Origin of the sequence: Micromonospora sp. NPDC004551, from assembly GCF_040609975.1 — a bacterium.
Lineage (GTDB): Bacteria > Actinomycetota > Actinomycetes > Mycobacteriales > Micromonosporaceae > Micromonospora.
On sequence record NZ_JBEXLM010000009.1, the window covers coordinates 82,259 to 103,207 of the forward strand.

The 20,949-nt window shown below is 75.1% G+C and carries 21 protein-coding genes; 18 read left to right on the forward strand and 3 right to left on the reverse strand.

Annotated elements, in window-relative coordinates; translation table 11 throughout:
* The first annotated feature begins 105 nt into the window (after nt 1-105).
* The 14 genes from ABZW14_RS13600 (at nt 106) to ABZW14_RS13665 (ending at nt 15,933) form a co-directional block, all read left to right on the forward strand.
* Nucleotides 106-1,239 carry an N-acetylmuramoyl-L-alanine amidase gene (locus ABZW14_RS13600; RefSeq protein ID WP_355344781.1) on the forward strand — a complete coding sequence of 378 codons (1,134 nt, stop codon included), beginning with the start codon at nt 106-108 and terminating at the stop codon, nt 1,237-1,239.
* Between the two features lie 155 nt (nt 1,240-1,394).
* Nucleotides 1,395-1,808: a VOC family protein gene (locus ABZW14_RS13605; RefSeq protein ID WP_355344784.1), complete on the forward strand. Its 414-nt coding sequence runs from the start codon at nt 1,395-1,397 to the stop codon at nt 1,806-1,808.
* A 96-nt stretch (nt 1,809-1,904) separates the two neighbouring features.
* A complete protein-coding gene (locus tag ABZW14_RS13610) occupies nt 1,905-2,990 on the forward strand; it encodes an endonuclease/exonuclease/phosphatase family protein (RefSeq protein WP_355344787.1) in 1,086 nt (361 codons plus the stop codon).
* Between the two features lie 197 nt (nt 2,991-3,187).
* On the forward strand, nt 3,188-6,382 hold the full coding sequence (locus tag ABZW14_RS13615; protein ID WP_355344790.1) for a penicillin acylase family protein: 3,195 nt from the start codon (nt 3,188-3,190) through the stop codon (nt 6,380-6,382).
* A 62-nt stretch (nt 6,383-6,444) separates the two neighbouring features.
* The gene (locus ABZW14_RS13620; RefSeq protein ID WP_355344793.1) at nt 6,445-7,224 is read left to right on the forward strand and encodes an ABC transporter permease; all 780 of its coding nucleotides are present in this window, start codon (nt 6,445-6,447) and stop codon (nt 7,222-7,224) included.
* 10 nt (nt 7,225-7,234) lie between these two features.
* The gene (locus ABZW14_RS13625; RefSeq protein ID WP_355344796.1) at nt 7,235-9,385 is read left to right on the forward strand and encodes a glycogen debranching N-terminal domain-containing protein; all 2,151 of its coding nucleotides are present in this window, start codon (nt 7,235-7,237) and stop codon (nt 9,383-9,385) included.
* Nucleotides 9,386-9,441: 56 nt separating this feature from the next.
* Nucleotides 9,442-9,936, forward strand: a complete 495-nt coding sequence (locus ABZW14_RS13630; protein ID WP_355344799.1) for a DUF2231 domain-containing protein — start codon at nt 9,442-9,444, stop codon at nt 9,934-9,936.
* Nucleotides 9,937-9,954: 18 nt separating this feature from the next.
* Nucleotides 9,955-10,872: an NADP-dependent oxidoreductase gene (locus ABZW14_RS13635; RefSeq protein WP_355344802.1), complete on the forward strand. Its 918-nt coding sequence runs from the start codon at nt 9,955-9,957 to the stop codon at nt 10,870-10,872.
* Between the two features lie 38 nt (nt 10,873-10,910).
* Nucleotides 10,911-12,098: a DNA polymerase IV gene (dinB, locus tag ABZW14_RS13640; protein WP_355344805.1), complete on the forward strand. Its 1,188-nt coding sequence runs from the start codon at nt 10,911-10,913 to the stop codon at nt 12,096-12,098.
* A gap of 15 nt (nt 12,099-12,113) precedes the next feature.
* Nucleotides 12,114-12,515: a VOC family protein gene (locus tag ABZW14_RS13645; RefSeq protein ID WP_355344808.1), complete on the forward strand. Its 402-nt coding sequence runs from the start codon at nt 12,114-12,116 to the stop codon at nt 12,513-12,515.
* Between the two features lie 114 nt (nt 12,516-12,629).
* Nucleotides 12,630-13,562 (forward strand): hypothetical protein, encoded by a 933-nt coding sequence (locus ABZW14_RS13650; protein WP_355344811.1) that lies wholly within the window; start codon nt 12,630-12,632, stop codon nt 13,560-13,562.
* The gene (locus ABZW14_RS13655; RefSeq protein ID WP_355344814.1) at nt 13,559-14,038 is read left to right on the forward strand and encodes an ABA4-like family protein; all 480 of its coding nucleotides are present in this window, start codon (nt 13,559-13,561) and stop codon (nt 14,036-14,038) included. The genes ABZW14_RS13650 and ABZW14_RS13655 overlap by 4 nt, the downstream gene beginning before the upstream one ends.
* Nucleotides 14,039-14,047: 9 nt before the next feature.
* On the forward strand, nt 14,048-15,310 hold the full coding sequence (locus ABZW14_RS13660; protein WP_355344817.1) for a histidine kinase: 1,263 nt from the start codon (nt 14,048-14,050) through the stop codon (nt 15,308-15,310).
* The gene (locus ABZW14_RS13665; protein WP_355344820.1) at nt 15,307-15,933 is read left to right on the forward strand and encodes a response regulator transcription factor; all 627 of its coding nucleotides are present in this window, start codon (nt 15,307-15,309) and stop codon (nt 15,931-15,933) included. Before ABZW14_RS13660 ends, ABZW14_RS13665 begins: the two co-directional genes overlap by 4 nt.
* A gap of 12 nt (nt 15,934-15,945) precedes the next feature.
* Here ABZW14_RS13665 and ABZW14_RS13670 read toward each other — a convergent pair whose 3' ends face one another.
* The 3 genes from ABZW14_RS13670 to ABZW14_RS13680 form a co-directional block, all read right to left on the reverse strand.
* On the reverse strand, nt 15,946-16,659 hold the full coding sequence (locus tag ABZW14_RS13670; protein ID WP_355344823.1) for an RraA family protein: 714 nt from the start codon (nt 16,657-16,659) through the stop codon (nt 15,946-15,948).
* A gap of 85 nt (nt 16,660-16,744) precedes the next feature.
* A complete protein-coding gene (locus ABZW14_RS13675) occupies nt 16,745-18,067 on the reverse strand; it encodes an FUSC family protein (protein WP_355344826.1) in 1,323 nt (440 codons plus the stop codon).
* A 56-nt stretch (nt 18,068-18,123) separates the two neighbouring features.
* Nucleotides 18,124-18,876 carry a dienelactone hydrolase family protein gene (locus tag ABZW14_RS13680; protein ID WP_355344829.1) on the reverse strand — a complete coding sequence of 251 codons (753 nt, stop codon included), beginning with the start codon at nt 18,874-18,876 and terminating at the stop codon, nt 18,124-18,126.
* A gap of 128 nt (nt 18,877-19,004) precedes the next feature.
* Between ABZW14_RS13680 and ABZW14_RS13685 the strand changes: the two genes are divergently transcribed.
* From ABZW14_RS13685 to ABZW14_RS13700, 4 genes are all read left to right on the forward strand, one after another.
* Nucleotides 19,005-19,343, forward strand: coding sequence for a hypothetical protein (locus ABZW14_RS13685; protein WP_355344832.1), 339 nt, complete (start codon nt 19,005-19,007; stop codon nt 19,341-19,343).
* A gap of 81 nt (nt 19,344-19,424) precedes the next feature.
* Nucleotides 19,425-20,174, forward strand: a complete 750-nt coding sequence (locus ABZW14_RS13690) for a L,D-transpeptidase family protein (protein ID WP_355344835.1) — start codon at nt 19,425-19,427, stop codon at nt 20,172-20,174.
* A gap of 93 nt (nt 20,175-20,267) precedes the next feature.
* Complete coding sequence (locus tag ABZW14_RS13695; protein ID WP_355344838.1) at nt 20,268-20,666, forward strand: DUF2267 domain-containing protein; 399 nt, start codon at nt 20,268-20,270, stop codon at nt 20,664-20,666.
* Nucleotides 20,667-20,685: 19 nt separating this feature from the next.
* Nucleotides 20,686-20,949 carry a hypothetical protein gene (locus ABZW14_RS13700; protein WP_355344841.1) on the forward strand — a complete coding sequence of 88 codons (264 nt, stop codon included), beginning with the start codon at nt 20,686-20,688 and terminating at the stop codon, nt 20,947-20,949.

A 20,949-nucleotide genomic window follows, 5' to 3' on the forward strand; every position in this document is an offset into this window, starting at 1 on the left:
GTCCTCTGGCGCGCCGGCCGATCCTGGCAATATTCTCCACTTCGCGCGCAGCACTTGGAGTTCCTTTACATGCCCGCACACCCGTCGGGCCACCGAGGAGATGCCATGCACTTCGACCACCCCGAGCTCGACCGTCGTACCCTGCTGCGGGCCGGCCTCGGCGCCGCCGCGGTGGCGGTCGTCGGGAGCGAACTCGCCTTCCCGGCCGCCGCGCAGGCGGCGCCGGGCGCGGACCTCGACTGGATCATCAGCTGCGACGAGTGGGCCGCCCGCCCGCCCGCGGACCCGCTGTCCATCAGCGCGATCGCGACCAACAAGATCATCGTGCACCACATGGCGTTCCCGAACAGCACGGACTACTCCGAGGAGCACGCCAAGCAGCTCGCCCGCGACTGCCAGGACCTGCACATGGACGTGAACCGCTGGTCGGACACGGGGCAGCACTTCACGGTCAGCCGGGGCGGCCACGTCCTGGAGGGCCGGCACGGCAGCCTGGAGCGGTTGCAGGCCGGCGACCGGCAGATGATCTCGGCGCACTGCCCCGGCGAGAACGGCCGGGCCATCGGCATCGAGAACGAGGGCACCTACGTCACCGACACGCCGCCCGACGAGCTGCTCGACTCGCTGGTGAAGCTCTGCACCGCCATCTGCCGGCAGTACGGCCTGCACGCGCACGACATCTTCGGCCACTGGGACTTCCGGGCCACCCAGTGCCCGGGGGCGATGTTCTACCGGGAGTTCCCGGCCCTGCGCCGCCGGGTGTTCGCCAAGCTCGGCACCGACCTGGGCGACGTGCCGGCGCGCCGCTGGCCGGACATCTGGCGCTTCGTCGGCGGCCCGGTGGTGAAGGTGGCGCAGTACCTGCTCACCTTCCGCGGCTACACCGTCCCGGTCACCGGCGTGTTCGACGCCGCCACCGTGGCGGCCGTGCAGGACTGGCAGGCCCGCAACGGCATCCCGGTCGACATCGACGCCACCCTCACGGCGCCGACCTGGGAGACCCTGGCTCCGGAGCTGGGCAAGGACGCCACCGGCATCCCCGTGCAGGCGGTGCAGTTCATGCTCAACTCCAAGGGCTACGCCGACGTGGCGATCACCGGCGAGTACGACCACCCGACCAAGAAGGCCCTCCAGGACCTGCAGGAACTGCACGGTCTCGACACGAACGGCAAGGTCAGCACCACCACCTGGTGCGCCCTGGTGGGGGGTGTGGTGCGTCAGTCGTTCCAGGAGAACTGACGGCGCACCGGCGGGGAAAAGGCGGTGGGGGTGGCAACGGCGCCACCTCCACCGCTCCCGTCGCACCTGCTGCGACTCACCGGTCACGCATCGTTGTGACCGTCGGACCCGCCTGCGACGATGGCCCTCGTCCAAGGACGAAGGAGGGTCGCACGATGGCGTCTCGGCTCAACCCGTACCTCAACTTCCGCGACAACGCGCGGCAGGCCATGGAGTTCTACCAGAAGGTGTTCGGCGGCAACCTGACCCTGAGCACCTTCGGCGAGTTCGGCAACCCGGATCCGTCGGTGGCCGACAACGTCATGCACGCGCAGCTGGAGACCGACCGCGGCTACACGCTGATGGCCTCCGACACGCCGCCGGAGATGGAATACCAGCCCGGCACCAACATCTCGATCAGTCTCAGCGGCGACGACGCCGACGAGCTGCGCGGCTACTGGCAGCAGCTCACCGAGGGCGGCACGGTCGCGGTCCCGCTGGAGAAGCAGATGTGGGGCGACGAGTTCGGCATGTGCGTCGACCGGTTCGGCATCGGCTGGATGGTCAACATCGCCGGCTCCCAGGCCTGACCGCCGGGCGGAGGGGGCCCGAACGGCGGTGTCCACGGTGGTGTGACCGGCGTTAGCGTACGCCGATCAACGGAATCCGCCGGAAGGACGACAGCCATGGACGGCAGCCTTCGCGCACATCTCCGACGCCTCGCCAGGCTGGCCACCGCGGCCGCCCTCGTGGTGGCCGGCCTGGGGCTCGTCGCCCCACCGGCACAGGCGGAGGCCGGGCCCAAGGTCTCCGTGCTGACCCGCAACCTCTACCTCGGCGGCGACCTCACGCCGTCGATCGGGGCGCCGACCCTGCCGGCGTTCCTGGCCGCGAACGCGGCCCTGCTGAGCCACGTGGACCTGGTCGACTTCCCGGCCCGGGCGGCGCTGATCGCCGACGAGATCCGGGAGCGCAAGCCCGACCTGGTCGGGCTTCAGGAGGTGGCGCTCTGGCGCACCGGGCCGCTCGGCGACCCGGCACCGGCCACCGAGGTCCGCTACGACTACCTGGCTCTGTTGATGGCGCAGCTGGCCGGGTCCGGCCACCGGTACGACGTCGCGGTGGTGCAGGAGGAGGCGGACCTGGAAGGTCCGGCCGGGGCGCCCCACCTGCGGGACGTCCGGCTCACCATGCGCGACGTGATCCTGGTGCGACACGGCGGCCGGGTCAAGGTGAACGCCAGCTCGTCGGGCAACTTCGTCAACAACCTGGTCTTCCCGCTCGCCGCCACCGGCGGCACCGCCACGAGCACCCGCGGCTGGACGGCCGTGGACGCCGTGCTGGGCAACCGCACCTTCCGGTTCGTCAACACCCACCTGGAGGCGTTCCACCCCGGCGTGCGCCTGCTGCAGGCGCAGGAGCTGCTGCGCGGCCCGCTGAGCGTGCCCGGCCGGCTGATCCTCCTGGGCGACCTGAACAGCGGGCCCGAGCTGCCCGACCCGAACAACCGGCTGGCCTACCTCGCCCTGGTCGCCGGCGGGATGGTCGACACCTGGCCGATCCTGCACCCGGGCGACCCCGGCTACACCTCGGGGTTGGGCGACGACCTGACCGAGCCGGCCGACGACGTCGAGCACCGGATCGACATGGTGCTGGTCCGCGGCGCGGTGGTGCCGGTGTCCAGCGCGGTCTTCGGCAACGAGCGGCAGACGCCCGGCGGCCGGTGGGCCTCCGACCACCTGGGACACGAGGCCGCGCTCGCGCTGTCCTGAGCAATCCGAAACGTCGGCATTCGCGCGTGGTGAACGGCACCTATCCCGAGGCATGGAACGCCATCAATCATTACCGGGAGGTAGACATGAGTCACTCTCACCTCCGGGTGTGACGCCCGGGCGCGGAGGGCGAGACGTCGGCAAGCGGTAGCCGGGCGCAGTCCCGGCCCGACTCCGTCCATCCCGGAGGATCCGCCATGCCCCGACCCACCACCCGCAGCCGGCTCGCGGCCCTGGCCGCAGCCCTCACCGCGGCGGCGAGCGCCCTGACGGTCGTCCCACCGTCACCGGCGCTCGCCGCCACCACCTTCGCGCCGAACGACTACTGCCTCGGCCAGTGCGCCGACATCCTGCCGCCCGGCGAGAACGGCAACGCCACCCTCGCCGCGATCCTCGCCCACCAGGCGCTCGGCACCCGGCCGGCGCACTCCAGCGACCAGCTCGACGAGTACGCGAACCTGGTCTACGGCTACGCCGGACTCACCGACGAGCAGATCGCGCAGTTCTACAACGACGCCTCGTTCGGCGTGCCCGACGGGCAGGTGGAGAGCAGCGTGCGGCCCCGCGCCGACGTCACCATCGTGCGCGACCGGGCGACCGGCGTCCCGCACGTCACCGGCACCACCCGCTCGGGCACCATGTTCGGCGCCGGCTACGCCGGGGCGCAGGATCGGCTCTGGGTGATGGACCTGCTCCGGCACGCCGGCCGCGGCACGCTCACCTCCTTCGCCGGCGGCGCGCCGGGCAACCGGGAGCTGGAGCAGAGCATCTGGGCCAACTCGCCCTACACCGAGGCGGACCTCCAGGCCCAGGTCGACGCGCTGCGCCAGAAGGGCACCCGCGGCCAGCAGCTCTACGACGACGTCACCGACTACATCGCCGGCGTCAACGCCTACATCGACCAGTCCATCAGCGCCGACAACTACCCCGGCGAGTACGTGCTGGCCGGCGCGGGCAAGCCGACGCACTTCACCATGACCGACCTCATCGCCACGGCCGGCGTCATCGGCGGGCTGTTCGGCGGTGGCGGCGGCTCCGAGATCCAGTCCGCCCTGGTCCGGGTGGCCGCCCGGGCCAAGTACGGCGCGACCGAGGGCGACCGGGTCTGGCAGGCGTTCCGGTCGCAGAACGACCCGGAGACCGTGCTCACCCTGCACGACGGGCAGAGCTTCCCCTACGGCGCCACCCCGCCGGGCGCGACCGGCGCGGTGCTCCCCGACGCCGGCAGCGTCGTGGCCGAGCCGCTCGCCTACGACCCGACCGGTGGAGCGACCACCGCCAAGGCCGGCGGCGGCAGCGCCGGCACGGACGGCCTGCTCAGCGGCCTCGCCGGGCTGCGCTCACACGGCATGTCCAACGCCGTGGTGATCTCCGGCCGGCACACCACCACCGGCAACCCGGTCGCCGTGTTCGGCCCGCAGACCGGCTACTTCGCCCCGCAACTGCTCATGCTCCAGGAACTCCAGGGGCCGGGGGTCAGCGCCCGCGGCGCCGCCTTCGCCGGGCTGAACCTCTACGTGCTGCTCGGCCGGGGCCAGGACTACGCGTGGAGCGCCACCTCCGCCTCCCAGGACCTCACCGACACGTACGCGGTGCCGCTGTGCACCACCGACGGCAGCGCACCGACGCTCGCGTCGAACCGCTACCTGTGGCACGGGCAGTGCGTGGCCATGGAGGTCATCGAACACCGCAACTCCTGGTCGCCAACGCTGGCCGACTCCACGCCGGCCGGCTCGTACACGCTGCGCGCCCTGCGCACCCGGTACGGGCTCGTCGCACACCGCGGCCTGGTGAACGGGCAGCCCACCGCGTTCACCAAGCTGCGCTCCACCTACCGGCACGAGGCCGACTCGGCGATCGGCTTCCAGGCGTACAACGACCCGGCCGCGATGGGCTCGGCGGCGGCGTTCCAGCAGTCCGCCGCGAACGTCGGGTACGCGTTCAACTGGTTCTACGTCAACTCGACCGAGGCGGCCTACTTCAACTCCGGGTCCAACCCGGTCCGGCCGGCCACGGCCGACCCCAACCTGCCCACCCGGGCCGAGGCGGCCAACGAGTGGGTCGGCTGGAACCCGGACACCAACACCGCCACCTACACGCCGGCCGCCGCCCACCCGCAGTCGGTGAACCAGGACTACTACGTCAGCTGGAACAACAAGCAGGCCCGAGACTTCGGCGCGGCCGACGGCAACTTCAGCTTCGGGTCGGTGCACCGGGGCCAGCTCCTCGACGGGCCGGTGCGCGCCGCGATCGCCCAGCGAAAGCTGGGCCGGGCCGACGTCGTGCGGATCATGGCCGACGCCGCGGTCACCGACCTGCGGGGCCAGCAGGTCCTCGGCGACCTGCTCCGGGTGCTCGGCAGCGCGCCGGTCACCGACCCGGCGCTGGCCGACGCCGTGGCCAAGCTGCGGGCCTGGCAGCAGGCCGGCGCCCGCCGGGTGGAGACCGCGCCCGGTTCCAAGGTCTACCAGCACGCCGACGCCATCCGGATCTTCGACGCCTGGTGGCCGCTGCTGGCCGCCGCGGAGTTCCGGCCCGGCCTCGGCCCCGACCTCTACGCCGCGCTCGTGGACGCCATCGAGGTGAACGAGGCGCCGTCCGGCGGCCAGAACGGTGGCCGCGACGGCAGCGCCGTCTGGGCCCTCGCGGGCCAGCCGCACAAGGGCTCCTCCTTCCAGTACGGCTGGTGGGGCTACGTCGACAAGGACATCCGCGCCGTGCTCGGCGACCCGGTGGCCGGCGGGCTGGGCCGGACGTACTGCGGCAACGGCGACCTCGGCACCTGCCGGCAGGGCCTGCTCGACACCCTCTCGCAGGCGGCCGCGGCGCCGGGCACCACCGTCTACCCGGGCGACAAGTCCTGCGGGGCGGGCGACCAGTGGTGCGCCGACGCCATCGCCCAGTCCGGTCTGGGCGGCATCACCCACCCGCTGATCGCCTGGCAGAACCGCCCCACCTACCAGCAGGTCGTCTCGTTCCCGGCGCGCCGCGGCGACGACGTCACCAACCTGGCCCAGGGGCGCGCCGCGACCGCGTCGAGCACCCAGTTCCTCACCAGCTACACCCCGGACAAGGCGGTCGACGGCAGCCTGGGCAGCCGCTGGGCCAGCAGCTACAACGACAACCAGTGGCTCCGGGTGGACCTGGGCGCCGCCCGCACCATCGGCCGGGTGGTGCTGCGCTGGGAGGCCGCGTACGGCAGCGCGTACCGGATCGAGGTCTCCGCCGACGGCAGCGCCTGGCAGCCGGCGTTCAGCACCACCGCCGGCAACGGCGGGACGGACAACGTCACCCTCGCCCCGGTCACCGCCCGCTACGTGCGGGTGTACGGGGTCAAGCGGGCCACCTCGTACGGCTTCTCGCTCTACGAGTTCGAGGTCTACGGCCGGTGACACCCGGGCGGCCGGCCGGCGGGACCGCACCCGCCGGCCGGCCCTCGGCATACGATCATCGGGTGAGCGGCGGCACCGTACCGATCGGCCCGGCGCTGGTCGTCGCGCTCACCGCGCTCACCCTGGCCGGCGCCGCCGTGCTGCGGCTCACCGGCCTCGGCCGGGCCCGGACCGTGCTCACCGCGGCGGCCCGGGCCACCGTCCAGCTCGGCGCCGTCTCGCTGATCATCGTCGCGGTGCTCCGCGCCTGGTGGAGCACCACCGCGTTCGTGCTGCTCATGTACGCCGTCGCCGGTTTCACGGCACGCCGGCGGATCGGTGCCGGAGCGCCCGCCCGGGTCGCCCCGCTGGCCATCGCCGCCGGGGTGGTGCCCAGCCTGGCCGTTCTCCTGGCGAGCCGGGCCCTGCCGGCGACCCCGCTGGTGGTGCTGCCGACCGCCGGCATCCTGATCGGCGGGGCGATGACCGCGACCAGCCTGGCCGGCCGGCGGACCCTCGACGAGCTGCGCACCCGGCACGGCGAGTACGAGGCCGGGCTGGCCCTGGGGCTGCTCCCCCGCGACGCCGCGCTGGAGATCTGCCGCCCGGCCGCCGGGCAGGCCCTCGTCCCGGCGCTGGACCAGACCCGCACGGTCGGGCTGGTCACCCTGCCCGGCGCGTTCGTCGGCGTGCTGCTCGGCGGGGCCGGTCCGGTCCGCGCCGGGGCCACCCAGCTGCTGATCCTGCTCACCCTGCTGGCCGTGGAGGCGGTGGCCATCGCGGTGGCCGTCGAGCTGCTCGTCCGGGACGGGCCCGCACCCAACCCTGACCGCGCCCCGTGTAGCGGGGGCGCGAAGGGGTAACGGCGGGCGGATGACCTGGGTGGGCAACCTGCGCGTCCGGCCCGACCTGCTCTACGTGGCGAGCGGGTGGAGCACCCTGGTCACCGACGTGCGCGGCCGGATCGCCGGCGCGGACCCCCAGGGCTTCTTCGCCCGCAACACCCGGGTGCTCAGCCGGGAGCGGATCACCGTGGACGGCCGGGAGCCGGTGCCGTTCGCCACCGCCGACGTGGGCGGGCACGCCCAGCTCTCCTACGCCGAGTTGGGCGATGGGGAGGCGCTGCCGTCGCGGGCCGCGTACCTGACCGTCGAGCGGTTCGTCGGTCCCGGCCTGCGCAGCCGGTTCACGATCGTGAGCTACGCCGCCCGGCCGCTGCGCTTCCGGCTGGGGCTGGCGGTCGACGCGGACTTCGCCGACACCAGCGAGGCCGAGGCGGGCCACCGGCTCCAGGTCGGCGAGGTGGACAGCGTGTGGGATCCGGATGCCGCCGAGCTGCGGCTCATCTACCGGCACGAGGGCCTGGACCGGGCGGTGGCGGTCCGGCTGCGCGCGGACGCCCCGGTGACGTACGCCGACGGCGGGTTCACGGTCGACCTGGCCGTGCCGCCGGGCGGCCGCGCCGGGACGGAACTGCTCGTCGAGCCGGTCTTCGACGGGGACCGGCTACCCGCGCCCCCGGCCACCTTCGCCGAGCCCGGCGACCCGGCGGCCCGGGCCCGGGCCCGGCTGGACGCCGAGCTGGCCCGGCTGTCCAGCAGCAACTTCGACGTCACGGCGGCCTGGCGGTGCGCCGTACGCGACCTGGCCGTGCTGCCGCTCGGCGAGCCGGCCGGCCCGGCGGCGCCCATCGCCGGCCTCCCGATCTACCAGGAGATCTTCGGTCGGGACACGATGACCGCCTCCTGGCAGGCGCTGCTGGCGGGCCCCACCATGCTGGCCGACAGCCTCCGGCTCAACGCCGAGCACCTGGGCCGGCGGCTGGACGACTGGCGGGACGAGGAACCCGGCAAGCCGCTGCACGAGGCCCGGCAGGGGCCCGTCTCGCTGCTCGGGCTCAACCCCTTCACCGCCTACTACGGCGACTGGTCCACGGCGCCGGACTTCCTGGTGTTCCTGGGCCAGTACCTGGCCTGGACCGGCGACCTGGACACGGTGCGGGACCTGCTGCCCACGGCCGGCCGGGCGCTGGCGTGGCTCGACCGGTACGGCGACCCGGACGGCGACGGCTTCCTCGACTACCACTGCCGCTCCCCCGGCGGGCTGAAGAACCAGGGCTGGAAGGACTCGGACACGGCGATCGTCGACGAGCGGGGCGAGGTGGTGCCGAACCCGATCGCCAGCAGCGAGCTCCAGGGCTACTGGTACGCCGCCCTGCGGCACGCCGCCGTGGTGTTCACGGTGGCCGGGCACCCGGCCCGGGGCGTCGCCCTGCTGGCCCGGGCCCGGGCGCTGCGCCGGCGGTTCCACGGCGCGTACTGGCTGCCGGACCGGGGCTGCTACGCGATGGCGCTGGGCCCGGACAAGCGGCCGGTCCGCTCGGCCAACTCCAACGACGGTCACCTGCTCGCCACGGGCATCGTGCCCACCCGGGTCGCCGCGCGGGTGGCCGACCGGCTGCTCGCCCCGGACCTGTTCAGCGGCTGGGGGGTGCGGACCCTGTCGGCGGAGCACCCGGCCTACAACCCGTTCAGCTACCACCGCGGCAGCGTCTGGCCGGTCGAGGCGGGCACCATCGGGCTGGGGTTGGCCCGGTACGGGTGCTGGCCGCACCTGCACCGGCTGGCCGAGGGCATGTTCGGCGCCGCGGCGCTGTTCGCCGAGCACCGGCTGCCCGAGGTGCTCAGCGGCCTGCCCCGGGACGCGGCCCACCCGCACCCGGGCGTCTACCCCAACTCGTGCTCCCCGCAGGCCTGGTCGGCCAGCGCGGTGGTGGCCCTGGTGCAGGCCCTGCTGGCGCTGCGCCCGGCCGCGCCGCTGCGCACCCTCCTCGTCGACCCGCACCTGCCCGAGTGGCTGCCCGACCTGCGGCTGGAGGGCGTACGGGTGGGCGGCGCGACGGTGGATCTCACGGTGCGGCGGCGGCGCGGCGGGCGTACCTCGCTGCGGGTGCACGGCGATCGGCTCGTGGTGGTCCGCCGGCCGCCCCGGCAGGCCGTCGCCCTCGCCCGCCGCGAGGTGTAGCCGGCGCCGGACGGGGAAACCGGCCGCGGCCTGGGGGCCGAGAAGGAAGGACCGGCATGGAGAGTCGCGCGAAGTCGATGGGGCACGCAATCCACCCCATCCTGATCGTGTTCCCGCTCGGACTGCTCGCCACCTCGGTGATCTTCGACATCCTGTACCTGATCACCGACCGGACGGGCTTTCAGGTCTCCGCCGCGTACACCATCGCCGCCGGCGTGATCGGCGGCCTGGTCGCGGCGGTGTTCGGCCTGATCGACTGGATGGCCATTCCGGCCGGCACCCGCGCCAAGCGGGTCGGTGCGACGCACGGCCTCGGCAACGTGGTCGTGCTGGTGCTGTTCGCGGTGAGCTGGCTGCTGCGCCGGGGCGCGGACAACTGGGACCCGAACGCCGGCGCGCTGGTGTGCAGCTTCGCCGGCATCATCCTGGCCGGGTTCACCGGGTGGCTCGGCGGCGAGCTGGTGGAGCGGCTGGGGATGAGCGTGAGCGACGACGCGGGCGTGAACGCGCCGAGCTCGCTGTCCCACCGGCCCCGCGCCCGCGGCGCCTGACGCGGAAGGGACGAGCGGATGCAGGCGATCACTCTCGACCGGGACGGGGCGCCGGCGACCGCCCGGGACGACCTGGCCCGGCCTGGTCCCGGCCCGGACGAGGTGCTGGTCCGGGTACGGGCGTCCTCGATCAACGGCTTCGACGTGAAGGCGGCGGCCGGGGCGATGCGGGGGGCGATGGACTACCGGTACCCGGTGGTGCTCGGCAAGGACTTCGCCGGCGAGGTCGAGGCGATCGGCGGCACCAGCGAGTTCCGGGTCGGCGACCCGGTGTTCGGGGTGCTCATGCGCCCCTACCTGGGCGACGGCACGTGGGCCGAGTACGTGACGGTGGGCGGGGCCGACGGCCTCGCCCGCGTCCCCGACGGCGTCGAACTCGCCACGGCGGGCGTGCTCGGGCTGGCCGGTGCCACCGCGCTCGACACGCTCGACGCGCTGGCCGTCCGCCCCGGCGACACGGTGCTGGTGGCCGGGGCGACCGGCGGCGTCGGCGCGCTGGCCGTCCAGTACGCCCGGCTCGCCGGCGCCCGGGTCGTCGCCACCGCCCGCCCCGGGCCGCCCACCGACTTCGTCCGGGACCTGGGCGCGGCCGAGGTGGTCGACTACACGGGCGACCTGACCGGGCAGGTGCGCGCGCTCGCCCCGGACGGCGTCTCCGGGGTCGTGCACCTGGCCGGCGAGGGCGCGCCACTGGCCGGGCTGCTCGCCGCCGGCGGGCGGCTGGCGTCGACCATCGGCTTCGGGCCCGACCAGCACCCGGCGGCCGTGTCGATCTTCAGCAGGCCGGAGCGGACGACGCTGGACCGGCTCGCCGACGACGTGCTGGCCGGCCGCGTCCGGGTGCCGGTCGAGCGCCGCTACGAGCTGGCCGAGGTGCCCCGGGCGCTGGCCGAGTTCGGCGGCACGCTGGGCAAACTCGCGGTCAGCATGCCCTGACCGGCCCATTCTTCGAACATCTGTGCGAACATGTGGTCGTGTCGAGCGAGGCCACCATCCTGCACGCCGACCTGGACGCGTTCTACGCCTCGGTCGAGCAGCGCGACGACCCCCGGCTGCGGGGCCGGCCGGTGATCGTCGGCGGCGGTGTGGTGCTCGCCGCCAGCTACGAGGCCAAGGCACGCGGGGTGCGCAGCGCCATGGGCGGCCGGCAGGCCCGGCGGCTCTGCCCGGACGCCGTCGTGGTGCCACCCCGGATGGCGGCCTACACGGCGGCCAGCCGGGCGGTGTTCGAGATCTTCCGGCGCACCACCCCGCTGGTCGAGGGGCTCAGCATCGACGAGGCGTTCCTGGACGTGGGCGGGCTGCGTCGCCTCGTCGGCCCGCCCGCCGGGATCGCGGCCGAGCTGCGCCGGGAGGTACGCCGGCAGGTCGGCCTGCCGATCACCGTGGGCGTGGCCCGGACCAAGTTCCTCGCCAAGGTCGCCAGTGGCGTTGCCAAGCCGGACGGGCTCCTGGTCGTCGCGCCGGAGGGCGAGCTGGCCTTCCTGCACCCGCTGCCGGTGGAGCGGCTCTGGGGAGTCGGCCCGGTCACCGCCGCGAAGCTGCGCGAACGGGGCCTGCGCACCGTCGGGCAGGTGGCCCGCCTCGACGAGCCGACCCTGGTGTCGCTGCTCGGCGCGGGCGCCGGCCGCCACCTGCACGCCCTCGCCCACAACCGTGACCCGCGGGCCGTGCAGGTGGGCCGGCGGCGCTCCTCGATGGGCGCCCAGCACGCGCTGGGCCGCGAGCCGCACTCCCCCGCCGAACTGGACGCCGTCCTGGCCGGGCTGGTCGACCGCGTCACGGGGCGGATGCGGGCCGCCCGGCGCACCGGCCGCACGGTGACCCTGCGGCTGCGCTTCGGCGACTACACCCGGGCCACCCGCGCGCACACCCTGGACAAGCCCACCGCCCAGACCGGACCGCTGCGGGCCACCGCCCGGTCGCTGCTGCGCGCCGCGCTGCCGGAGATCGAGACCCGCGGCGTGACCCTCATCGGGGTCGCCGTCGGGAACCTGGACGACGGGCACGTGCAGCTCACCCTGCCGTTCACCCGCGACCCCGGGCCGGCGCTGGACGCCGCCGTGGACGCGGTGCGGGACCGCTTCGGATCGCGGGCGCTGACCCGCGGGGTGCTGCTCGGCCGGGACCCCGGTCTCGAGATGCCGATGCTGCCCGACTGACGGTACGGTCCCCCGATGCCGATGTTCCGCACCCCGCAGGTGATCCTGTTCAGCGAGGACGTGCCCCGGGCGGCCGCCTTCTACGCCGGACTGGGCTTCACCGAGACCTTCCGGGTGCCCGCCGAGGGCACGCCGATCCACGTCGACCTGACGCTGGACGGCTATCGCATCGGCATCGCCTCGGTGACCTCCACCCGGGACGACCACGGCCTGGATCCGGTGCCGAGCGGGCAGCGCGCCGCCGTCGTGCTCTGGACCGACGACACCGCGGCCGCGTACGCGACGCTGACCGCCGCCGGCGCGCCGGCGCTCGCCGCCCCGCACGTCTGGCTGGACCGGCTGCTCATCGCCTGGACGGCCGACCCGGACGGCAACCCCGTCCAGCTCGTCCAGCACCTGCCCGCCGACCCGGCATGAGCGCGCGACCGCGGCGCCTCCTCCCTGGGTAGGAGACGCACCCCGCACCTGCGGCCGACATCGGGGCCTGCGGTCGGGCGCGACCGGGCGGCCTGCTGACCAGCATCTACAGGCATGACTACCGTGTGGAACCGGGCGGCGCGCTGGCACCGCCCCCTGATGCTCTTCGTCGCGGCGATGGCGGTGCTCGCCGTCGTCGCGGCCGTCGGCGCCGTCGCCGACCCGCGGGTGCTCACCGGCGCACCGATCTGGCTCAAGCCGCTGAAGTTCGCCGTCTCGTTCGTGCTGTACGGCGCCACCCTCGCCTGGATGCTCACCCTGCTGCCGCGCCGCAGCCGGGTCGCCGAGTGGGCGGCCACCGTGATCGTGGCGATGTCCGTGGTGGAGATGGCGATCATCGTGACGCAGGTGCTGCGCGGCACCACCAGCCACTTCAACGGCACCACGCCGCTGAACGGCGCCCTCTTCTCGGCGATGGGCGCGGCGATCATGGTGCTGTTCATGGCCCAGCTGGTCATCGGCGTCGTGGCGCTGCTGCGGCCCACCGCGGACCGGGTGGCCGGGTACGCCGTCCGGCTGGGCCTCGGCCTGTCCCTGCTCGGCATGCTGGTCGCCGTCCCGATGGTGGCCCGTACCCCGGACTCGGCAGCCGAGGGGATCAGCGGGGCGCACAGCGTCGGCGTGGCCGACGGCGGGCCGGGGCTGCCCCTGGTCGGCTGGAGCACCACCGGCGGCGACCTGCGCATCGGGCACTTCGTCGGGCTGCACGCCCTCCAGGCGCTGCCGCTGCTGGCGATCCTGGTCAACCGCTTCCTCGGCACCCGGCTGGACGAGCCGACCCGGGCCCGCCTGCTGCTCGTCGCCGGCGCGGCGTACGGCGCGGCCACGCTGCTGCTCACCTGGCAGGCGCTGCGCGGGCAGCCGCTGCTGCGCCCGGACGCGCTCACCCTGACCGTCGCGGCGGCCCTGGTGGCGGCGACCGCGACGGCCGCCGGTGCGGTCCTGGCCCGCGGCCAGCGCCGCCCGACCGCGGTGGTGGCGGCGTGACCGGGACGCTGTTCACCCTGACGTTCGCCGTCGCCGCGCCGTTCTGGGCGCTGATGATCCTGACGCCCCGCTGGTCCTGGACGGCCCGGATCGTCGGATCGCCGCTGATCGTGCTCCCGGTCCTGCTGATCTACGCGATCCTGGTCCTCCCGGCGCTCGGCCGGGTGCTGCCAGTGGTCACCGCACCGACCCTGGCCGGTGTCCGGGACCTGCTGGGCAGCGTGGACGGCGCGGCGGCGGCCTGGGCCCACATGATCGGGTTCGACCTGTTCGTGGGCCGGTGGATGTGGCGGGACGGCCTGGAGCGGGGCGTGCCGGCACTCGTCATGGCGCCGCTGCTGGTGCTGACCATCCTCCTCGGACCGCTCGGCCTGGCCGTCCACCTGGGACTGCGCGCCGCGTGGCGGCCGGCCGCGGCCCCGCCTCCCGGCCGGGAGCGGCGGGCCGTCACCCCGGCCGCCGGCCGCAGCGCCTAGGCTGGCGTCGTGAGCTGGGTGGGGCGCCTGTTCGACGCGCGGGACACGCTCGCGCGGATGCTGCTGCTGGACCTCAGCGGCCTCGGCTACCTGGTCTTCGGGACCCAGAGCCACCGCGCCCCAACAGCCACCCAGTGGGCGCTGGCCCTGGTCGCGTTCGCCGTCGCGCCGCTGTGCCACCGCCGACCGCTGGTGAACCTGGTGGCACAGGCCGCCCTGCTGGCGGTCGCCTTCCCGCTGGTCGACGACGTGACGATCAACCAGGTCGGCGCCAGCTGGGCGCTGCTGGAGCTGACCATGTGGGCCGAACGGTCCCGGACCATCTGGCTGGCCGCGGGCCTGCTGGTCGCGGTCGACCTGACCGACTCGATCGGTGACCCGGTCCGGCGGATGCTGTCCGGCGCCTTCGGGCTGACCGTCGAGGTCGGCCTGCCCCTGCTGCTCGGCCTTGTCATCCGGACCACCCGGGAGCTGGCCCGCCAGGCCGAGGAGCGGGCGGCGGCGGAGCAGCGCCGGCGGGAGTCGGAGAGCCGCGCCGCCCGCGCCGACGAGCGCACCGCCATCGCCCGGGAACTGCACGACGTCGTGGCACACCACGTCGCGTCGATGGTGCTGCGCGTCGGCGTGGCCCGGCACGTGCTGCCGGACCTGGATCCACGGGTGGGCGCGGTGTTCGACGACGTGCACGGCACCGGGACGGCGGCGCTGACCGATCTGCGCCGCCTCGTGGCGGTGCTGCGCGACCCCGACGGGGTGCGCGACGCCTCGCTGACCGCGATCGAGCCGTCGGCGGTCCCGGCGGCGCTGGACGCGGCGGTGGACCGGGCACGCCAGGCCGGGGTCACCGTGGAGGCCGACGTCGACCCGGCGGTCGGGTCGCTGGACGCGGTGCGGGGCCAGGCGATCCTGCGCCTGACCCAGGAGGCGCTGACCAACGTGGCCAAGCACGCGGGCACCGCGGCGCGGGCCCGGCTGACCGTGGCGGTGGTCGACGGATCCGTCCACTGGGAGGTGTCGGACGACGGGCGGGGCGCGACGCCGGCCGCGGTGCCGGCCGGCGGCGGCCACGGCCTCACCGGGATGCGGGAGCGGGTCGAGGTGCTCGGCGGCCGGCTGGAGGCCGGGCCCACCGGCGCCGGCTGGCGGGTCCGGACCGTCCTGCCGGTCGCGGGCGCCGCACCGGCCGGGCCCTCCGGGTCCCCGGCCCACTCGCCGGAGCCGGCGGCGCCCCGGCCGCGGCCCGCCGGCCCGCACGCGCCGGAGCCGGCGTGATCCGCGTCCTGCTGGTCGACGACCAGCACCTCATCCGCGCCGGCCTGCGCATGCTCGGCGAGGCCCAGCCCGACCTGGAGGTGGTCGGCGAGGCCGACAACGGCCGGGAGGCGGTCACCCTGGCCGCGCGGCTGCTGCCCGACGTGGTCGTGATGGACCTGCGGATGCCCGGCGTCGACGGCATCACCGCGACCAGCCGGATCCTCGCCGAGCGTCCCGCCACCCGGGTACTGGTGCTCACCACGTTCGGGGACGACGACCACCTCTATCCCGCGCTGACCGCCGGCGCCTGCGGGTTCCTGCTCAAGGACGCACCCCCCGCCGACCTGCTCGACGGGGTGCGCCGGGCGGCCGCCGGCGACAGCCCGTTCAGCCCGGACGTGCTGCGGCGGCTCGTCCAGCGGGCGGTGCACGCGCGGGCCGAGGCGCCCCGGCCGGTGCAGGGCCTGACCGGGCGCGAGCGGGACGTGCTGAACCTGGTGGGCGAGGGCCTGTCCAACACCGAGATCGCCGACCGGCTGCACATCGGCGTCACCACCGTGAAGACCCACATCACCAGCCTCATGACCAAGAGCGGGAGCCCCAACCGGGTACGCCTGGCCCTGTGGGCCCGCGGCGCCTGAGCCGCGCCGGTCTCACTCCTCGATGGCGCCGCCCACCGCGCGCAGGTGCTCCCGGAAGGTGAGCCCCGGGTTCTCCGCCCGGCCCGCCAGGTACGCCCCGAACCCGACCTGCGCCCGCAACGGCTCACCGGCCCGGATCCGGTCGGCCTGCCGCCGCTCGGTGTCCCGGATGGACTCCGCGAGGCCGAACAGCTCGCCGACCCGGCCGGCCGGCACGAACAGCACCCCGTCCTCGTCGGCCAGGACCACGTCGCCCGGGTCGACCGTCCACGGCCCGACGCGCGCCGAGGCCAGCGCCTCGACCGGCCGCGGGTCCAGCCGCTGCGGCCCGGTGGGGGTGGCGCCGAGGCTGAACACCGGCAGCCCGACCGCCCGGATGTCGCCGGTGTCCCGGTGCAGGCCCCAGACCACCAGGCCGGCCAGGCCCGCGGCCTGCGCCTCCAGCACCACGAGGTCGCCGACGCACGCCTCGTCGGTGCGGCCGTCGTTGTCCACCACCAGGACGTCGCCGGGGGCCGCCCGGTCGATCGCCTCCAGGAAGATGTCGACGCTGCCGACGTGCCGGGCCGGCAGCACCCGGCCGGCCAACCGGCCGCCGGCCAGCACCGGCCGGACGGCGGCCGGGGCGCAGCGCACCGGAACGGCGGCCCGCAGGCAGGCGTCGGCGACGTGGGCGGTGGTCAGCGCGGCGAACCGCCGGGACAGCTCCGCTCGATCGATGCTCATGGGCCGACGCTAGCCACCGGGCGCGGCCGTGGGAGTGGCCAGTTCCGGGCTCGTGGCCCCGGCTCGCCACCCGGACAGCCCGTGGTCAGTTCGGGCGGGGCGTGCGCGTCGGCGGGCGGAACGCGGCGGGACGGCTCCGGCCGCGCCGGACCATCCGGCTCCGCCGCCGGGCCCGCGGGCCGTGCCGGACCGCCCGGTCCATGTGTGCCCGCGGCGGCGGGCGCAGCTCCGCCTCCCCCGCGCCGGCCGCCGTGCGCACCATCCGGTTGGCGTCGTCCGGGTCGCACCCGGTGGCTCGCAGCAGCTCGCTGTCCGCCGTCCGCAGGTCGGTGATCACGCCGTCGCCGAAGGAGTGGACCCCCTGCGCCCAGGCCCGGCCGGCCAGCTCGGCGCTCTCCCGGACCAGCCGCCGGGTGTCCGACAGGTCCCCCGTGCCCTCGCGGTACTCGCGGCGCATGACACGGACGGCCTGGCTGAGACGGGTCACGGCGTCGGCGAGGGCCGGCGGGATCGGTTCGCCGTACTGGAGCGCGGTGGCGGAGCGGCGGGCCACCGAGCGGGCGTACAGGACCATCCGCTCCAGGTGCTGCGCGGCGGCCGCGTACCGGTGGAACTGGTCGCGGCGGCGCCAGCGGACCGGCGCGATCGTGACCACCTCCTCGGCCCCGCTGAGCGCATCGTTGAGCCGTCCCACGTCGGCGTTGAGCCCCCGCATCCGCTCCAGGGCGCGGACCGCCGCGTCGGCGTCCCGGGTGGTCAGTGCCCCGGCGACGGCGTCGAGTTCGGTGGTGAGCACCGCGACGATCGGTTCGGTCGCCCGATCCAGCACCCGCAGCGGGTTGACCGGCAGCAGCAGCGCCACCACCAGGAGGCCGACCACGCCGCCGACCAGAGCGTCGAAGATCCGGGGCAGCTCCAGGCCCGGTTCGACCGGGGCGAGGGTGGCGATCAGCACGGCCGTACCGCCGGCCTGGCCGACCAGGGCACCGCCGCGCCCGGCGACGAGCAGCGCGGTCGCGACGGCCAGGGCGACCACCAGGCCGGTCTGCCACGACCCGGAGCCGAGCAGGTCGCGCAGCACGTCGCCGACCACGATGCCGAGCCCCACCCCGACCAGCAGTTCGAGGGTGCGCCGGGCCCGCTGGCCGATGGCGGTGGCGATGGTGCCGACCGCGGCGGCGGGCGCGAAGACGTGCGCGCCGGGGCCGAGCAGGTGCTGGGCGAGCAGGGCGGCGAGAGCGGCGGCCAGCCCGGCCTGGCCGGCGATCACGACGGTGATCTCCAGCTGGCGCAGCCGCAGCCGGCCGGCGGCGCCACCCTCGGCGCGCAGCTGGGTCAGTTCGCGTCCGGTCCGCGCGGCGGCCCGGTCCAGCGGCGAGCGGACGGTGTCGGGGCGCTCGTCGGCCATGGCGGCGCTTACCCGGCCCGGCGCGGGTGAACCGTCCGCCCCGACCGGCGCCGCGGTCAGCGCCGGAAGGTGCGGTCGAGCAGGTCGAACAGGGCGGCCCAGTGCCGCTCGGTGGCCCCCTCGTCGTACATGGGGGTGTCGGCCTGGGTGTAGCCGTGGCGGGCGCCGGCGTAGACCTCCGAGCGGTAGGTGACGCCGGCCGCGTCGAGCGCCTTCTCCAGCGTGGCGATCTGCTCGGCGGTCATCGACGCGTCCTGGTCGGCGTGACCGAAGTACAGCTCGCCGGTGACCGCGCCGACGCCCAGGTGCGGGCTGTCCGGGGCGTCGGTGACCACGCGCCCGGCGTGGAACGCGGCCGCCGCGGCGAGCCGGTCCGGGTGCGCCTCGATGGCACGCAGGGCGTTGGTGCCGCCCATGCAGTAGCCGGCGACCGCCGCCGGGCCGGGCGCGACGCCGGGCTGCGCGGCGAGGAAGTCCAGGTAGGCGGCGGTGTCCCGGGCGACGACGTCCGGGGTCAGCGAGCCGATCATCGGGCCGACCTTGGCGAACAGCTCGCCGCGCCGCTGATCGTCGGCCAGGCCGGAGAGATCGACCAGCGGGGCGCGGCCGAAGCGGTGGAACAGGTTCGGCACCAGCACGACGTACCCGCGGGCGGCGATCGTCCCGGCCATCTCGGCCATCCTCGGCCGCAGCCCGAACGCGTCCATGAAGACCAGGACGCCCGGGAAGGGCCCGTCCCCGTCGGGTCGGGCGAGCAGGGCGTCCGCCACCCCGTCGGCGGTCGGCACGTCCACGGTCGTCGTCTGCACTGTCCGGACCTCCCTGCGCTGCGCGTTCCGCGCTGCACGCTACCCCCGTGCCGGCGGACCGGCACGGCAAGGGCTTCCGGGGGACGCGAGCGGTGGGGCATCCTGGGTTGATGGGAGAGGTGCGACCGATGCCCAGTTTCGGAGACCTGTTCACCGACCTGCGCGGTGAGGACCGGACCCTGCGGGTCAGCTACCACCCGGACCGCGGCGCCGTGGTGCTGTCGCTGTGGAGCGGCACCCTCTGCCGCGGCTCGTTCCGGATGCCCGCCGACGACGTGGACCGGCTGGTCGGGCTGCTCACCGCCGTCCGGGCCGCCGCCGACGAGGGCGACCCGGACGGGCCGGGGACGGCCGCCGTCGAGGTGGCGACCCCGGTCGGCGAGCCGGCCGTGGAGCGGACCGGCGACATCTCCGGTACGGCCCGGCGCGTGGCCCTGCCGGCCGTGCCGGCGCCCCGGGTCGCCTGACCGGGCCACAACCGGACAAAGGTGGGGACTTTTCCCCTTCCGCGAACTACCTTCTGAAGAGGATTTCGGAAGGGAGGGACGATGCTTCCCGCTTCGTCACACACCGGTCGTCACCGCCGTCCCGCCTCGCGCGCCGCGCTCGGGACAGCGCTCCTCGTCGGCCTCGTCGGCCTGGCCGTCCCGGCGGCGCCCGCCGCGGCCGCACCCGCCACGGCCGCCTCGGCCCCGGCCGCCGCCACGGCCGGCACGCTCGCCGCCAGCAGCCAGCCGACGTTGCGGGAGGGCTCCCGCGGCGCGGCGGTCACCACGCTCCAAACCCGGCTCACCGCCCTGCACTACGACGTGGGCGGGGTCGACGGCATCTTCGGGCCGTCGACGCACCACGCGGTCGTCGCCTTCCAGAAGGTCAACGGCCTGGTCCGCGACGGCATCGTGGGGCCGCGCACCTGGGCGGCGCTCGACCGGCCGGTCGTCCCGAAGCCGAAGTACACCCATCCCGGCTACTCGGTCGAGGCCAACCTCACCCGGCAGGTGCTCTACCTGGCCAAGAACGGGGTCGTGGTTCGCATCCTGGACGCCTCCAGCGGCAAGGCCAGCACCCCCACGCCGACCGGCAACTGGACGGTGCAACGGCGCATCGACGGGTGGCGGCAGAGCGACCTCGGCCTGCTGTGGCGGCCGAACTACTTCTACCGCGGCTACGCGGTGCACGGCGCGACCTCCGTGCCCACCTACCCGGCCAGCCACGGTTGCGTCCGGGTGCCCGTCCCGGCGATGAACCGGCTCTGGGCCACCATCCGCATCGGCACCCCGGTGCACGTCTACCGCTGACCGCCCGGCCCCGGTACGCCGGGGCCGCGCGGGTCGTTTGCGGCGATGGAGCGCGGGAAGACGCCTTCCTCCAGCCGAGAGGGAGGCGTCGAGGTGGACCAGGACGAGTTCATCGGCTCGGTGGCCAAGCGCTGCGGCATGTCGCCGGAGCAGGCCGCGGCCGTCACGCACGCCACGTTGGCCACACTGGCGGAACGGATCGACGGCGGGGAGGCCCGGGACCTGGCCGACCGGCTCCCCGAGGCGCTGCGGGCGTACGCGTTCGGCGGCAGCGAGACCGGCGAGCGGTTCGGGCTCGACGTCTTCGTGGCGCGGGTCAGCGGGCGCGCCGACCTGGACCCGGAGCGGGCCCGGGACGGCGTCACGGCCGTGTTCGACGTGCTCCGCGACGCCGTCGACCCGGTCGGCTACGCGGACGTGGTCGCCCAACTCCCGGCGGAGTACGGCGACGTGGCCGACCAGACCGCGCCGTACGTTCAGCGCAGCCGGTGACGGGCGCCGGACCATGAGCGTGGCTGACGAGGACCCGCTGCGCCGGCCGCCGGAGGCCGACGCGCAGGAGCAGCGGGAGGACGAGACGGTGGTCGGCCCGCCGGACCGGATCGTGGACGCGGTGCCGGAGGCGACCGAGGCGGACCTGGCCGAGCAGGGAGTGCTGAGCCCGCCCAGCGACCAGACCGGCCTGCCCGACGCAATCCGAGACGACCTCACGCCGGCCGACGCCGTGGAGCAGAACCAGGAGATCCCGCTCCCCGACGAGGACCGCCGGGCCTGA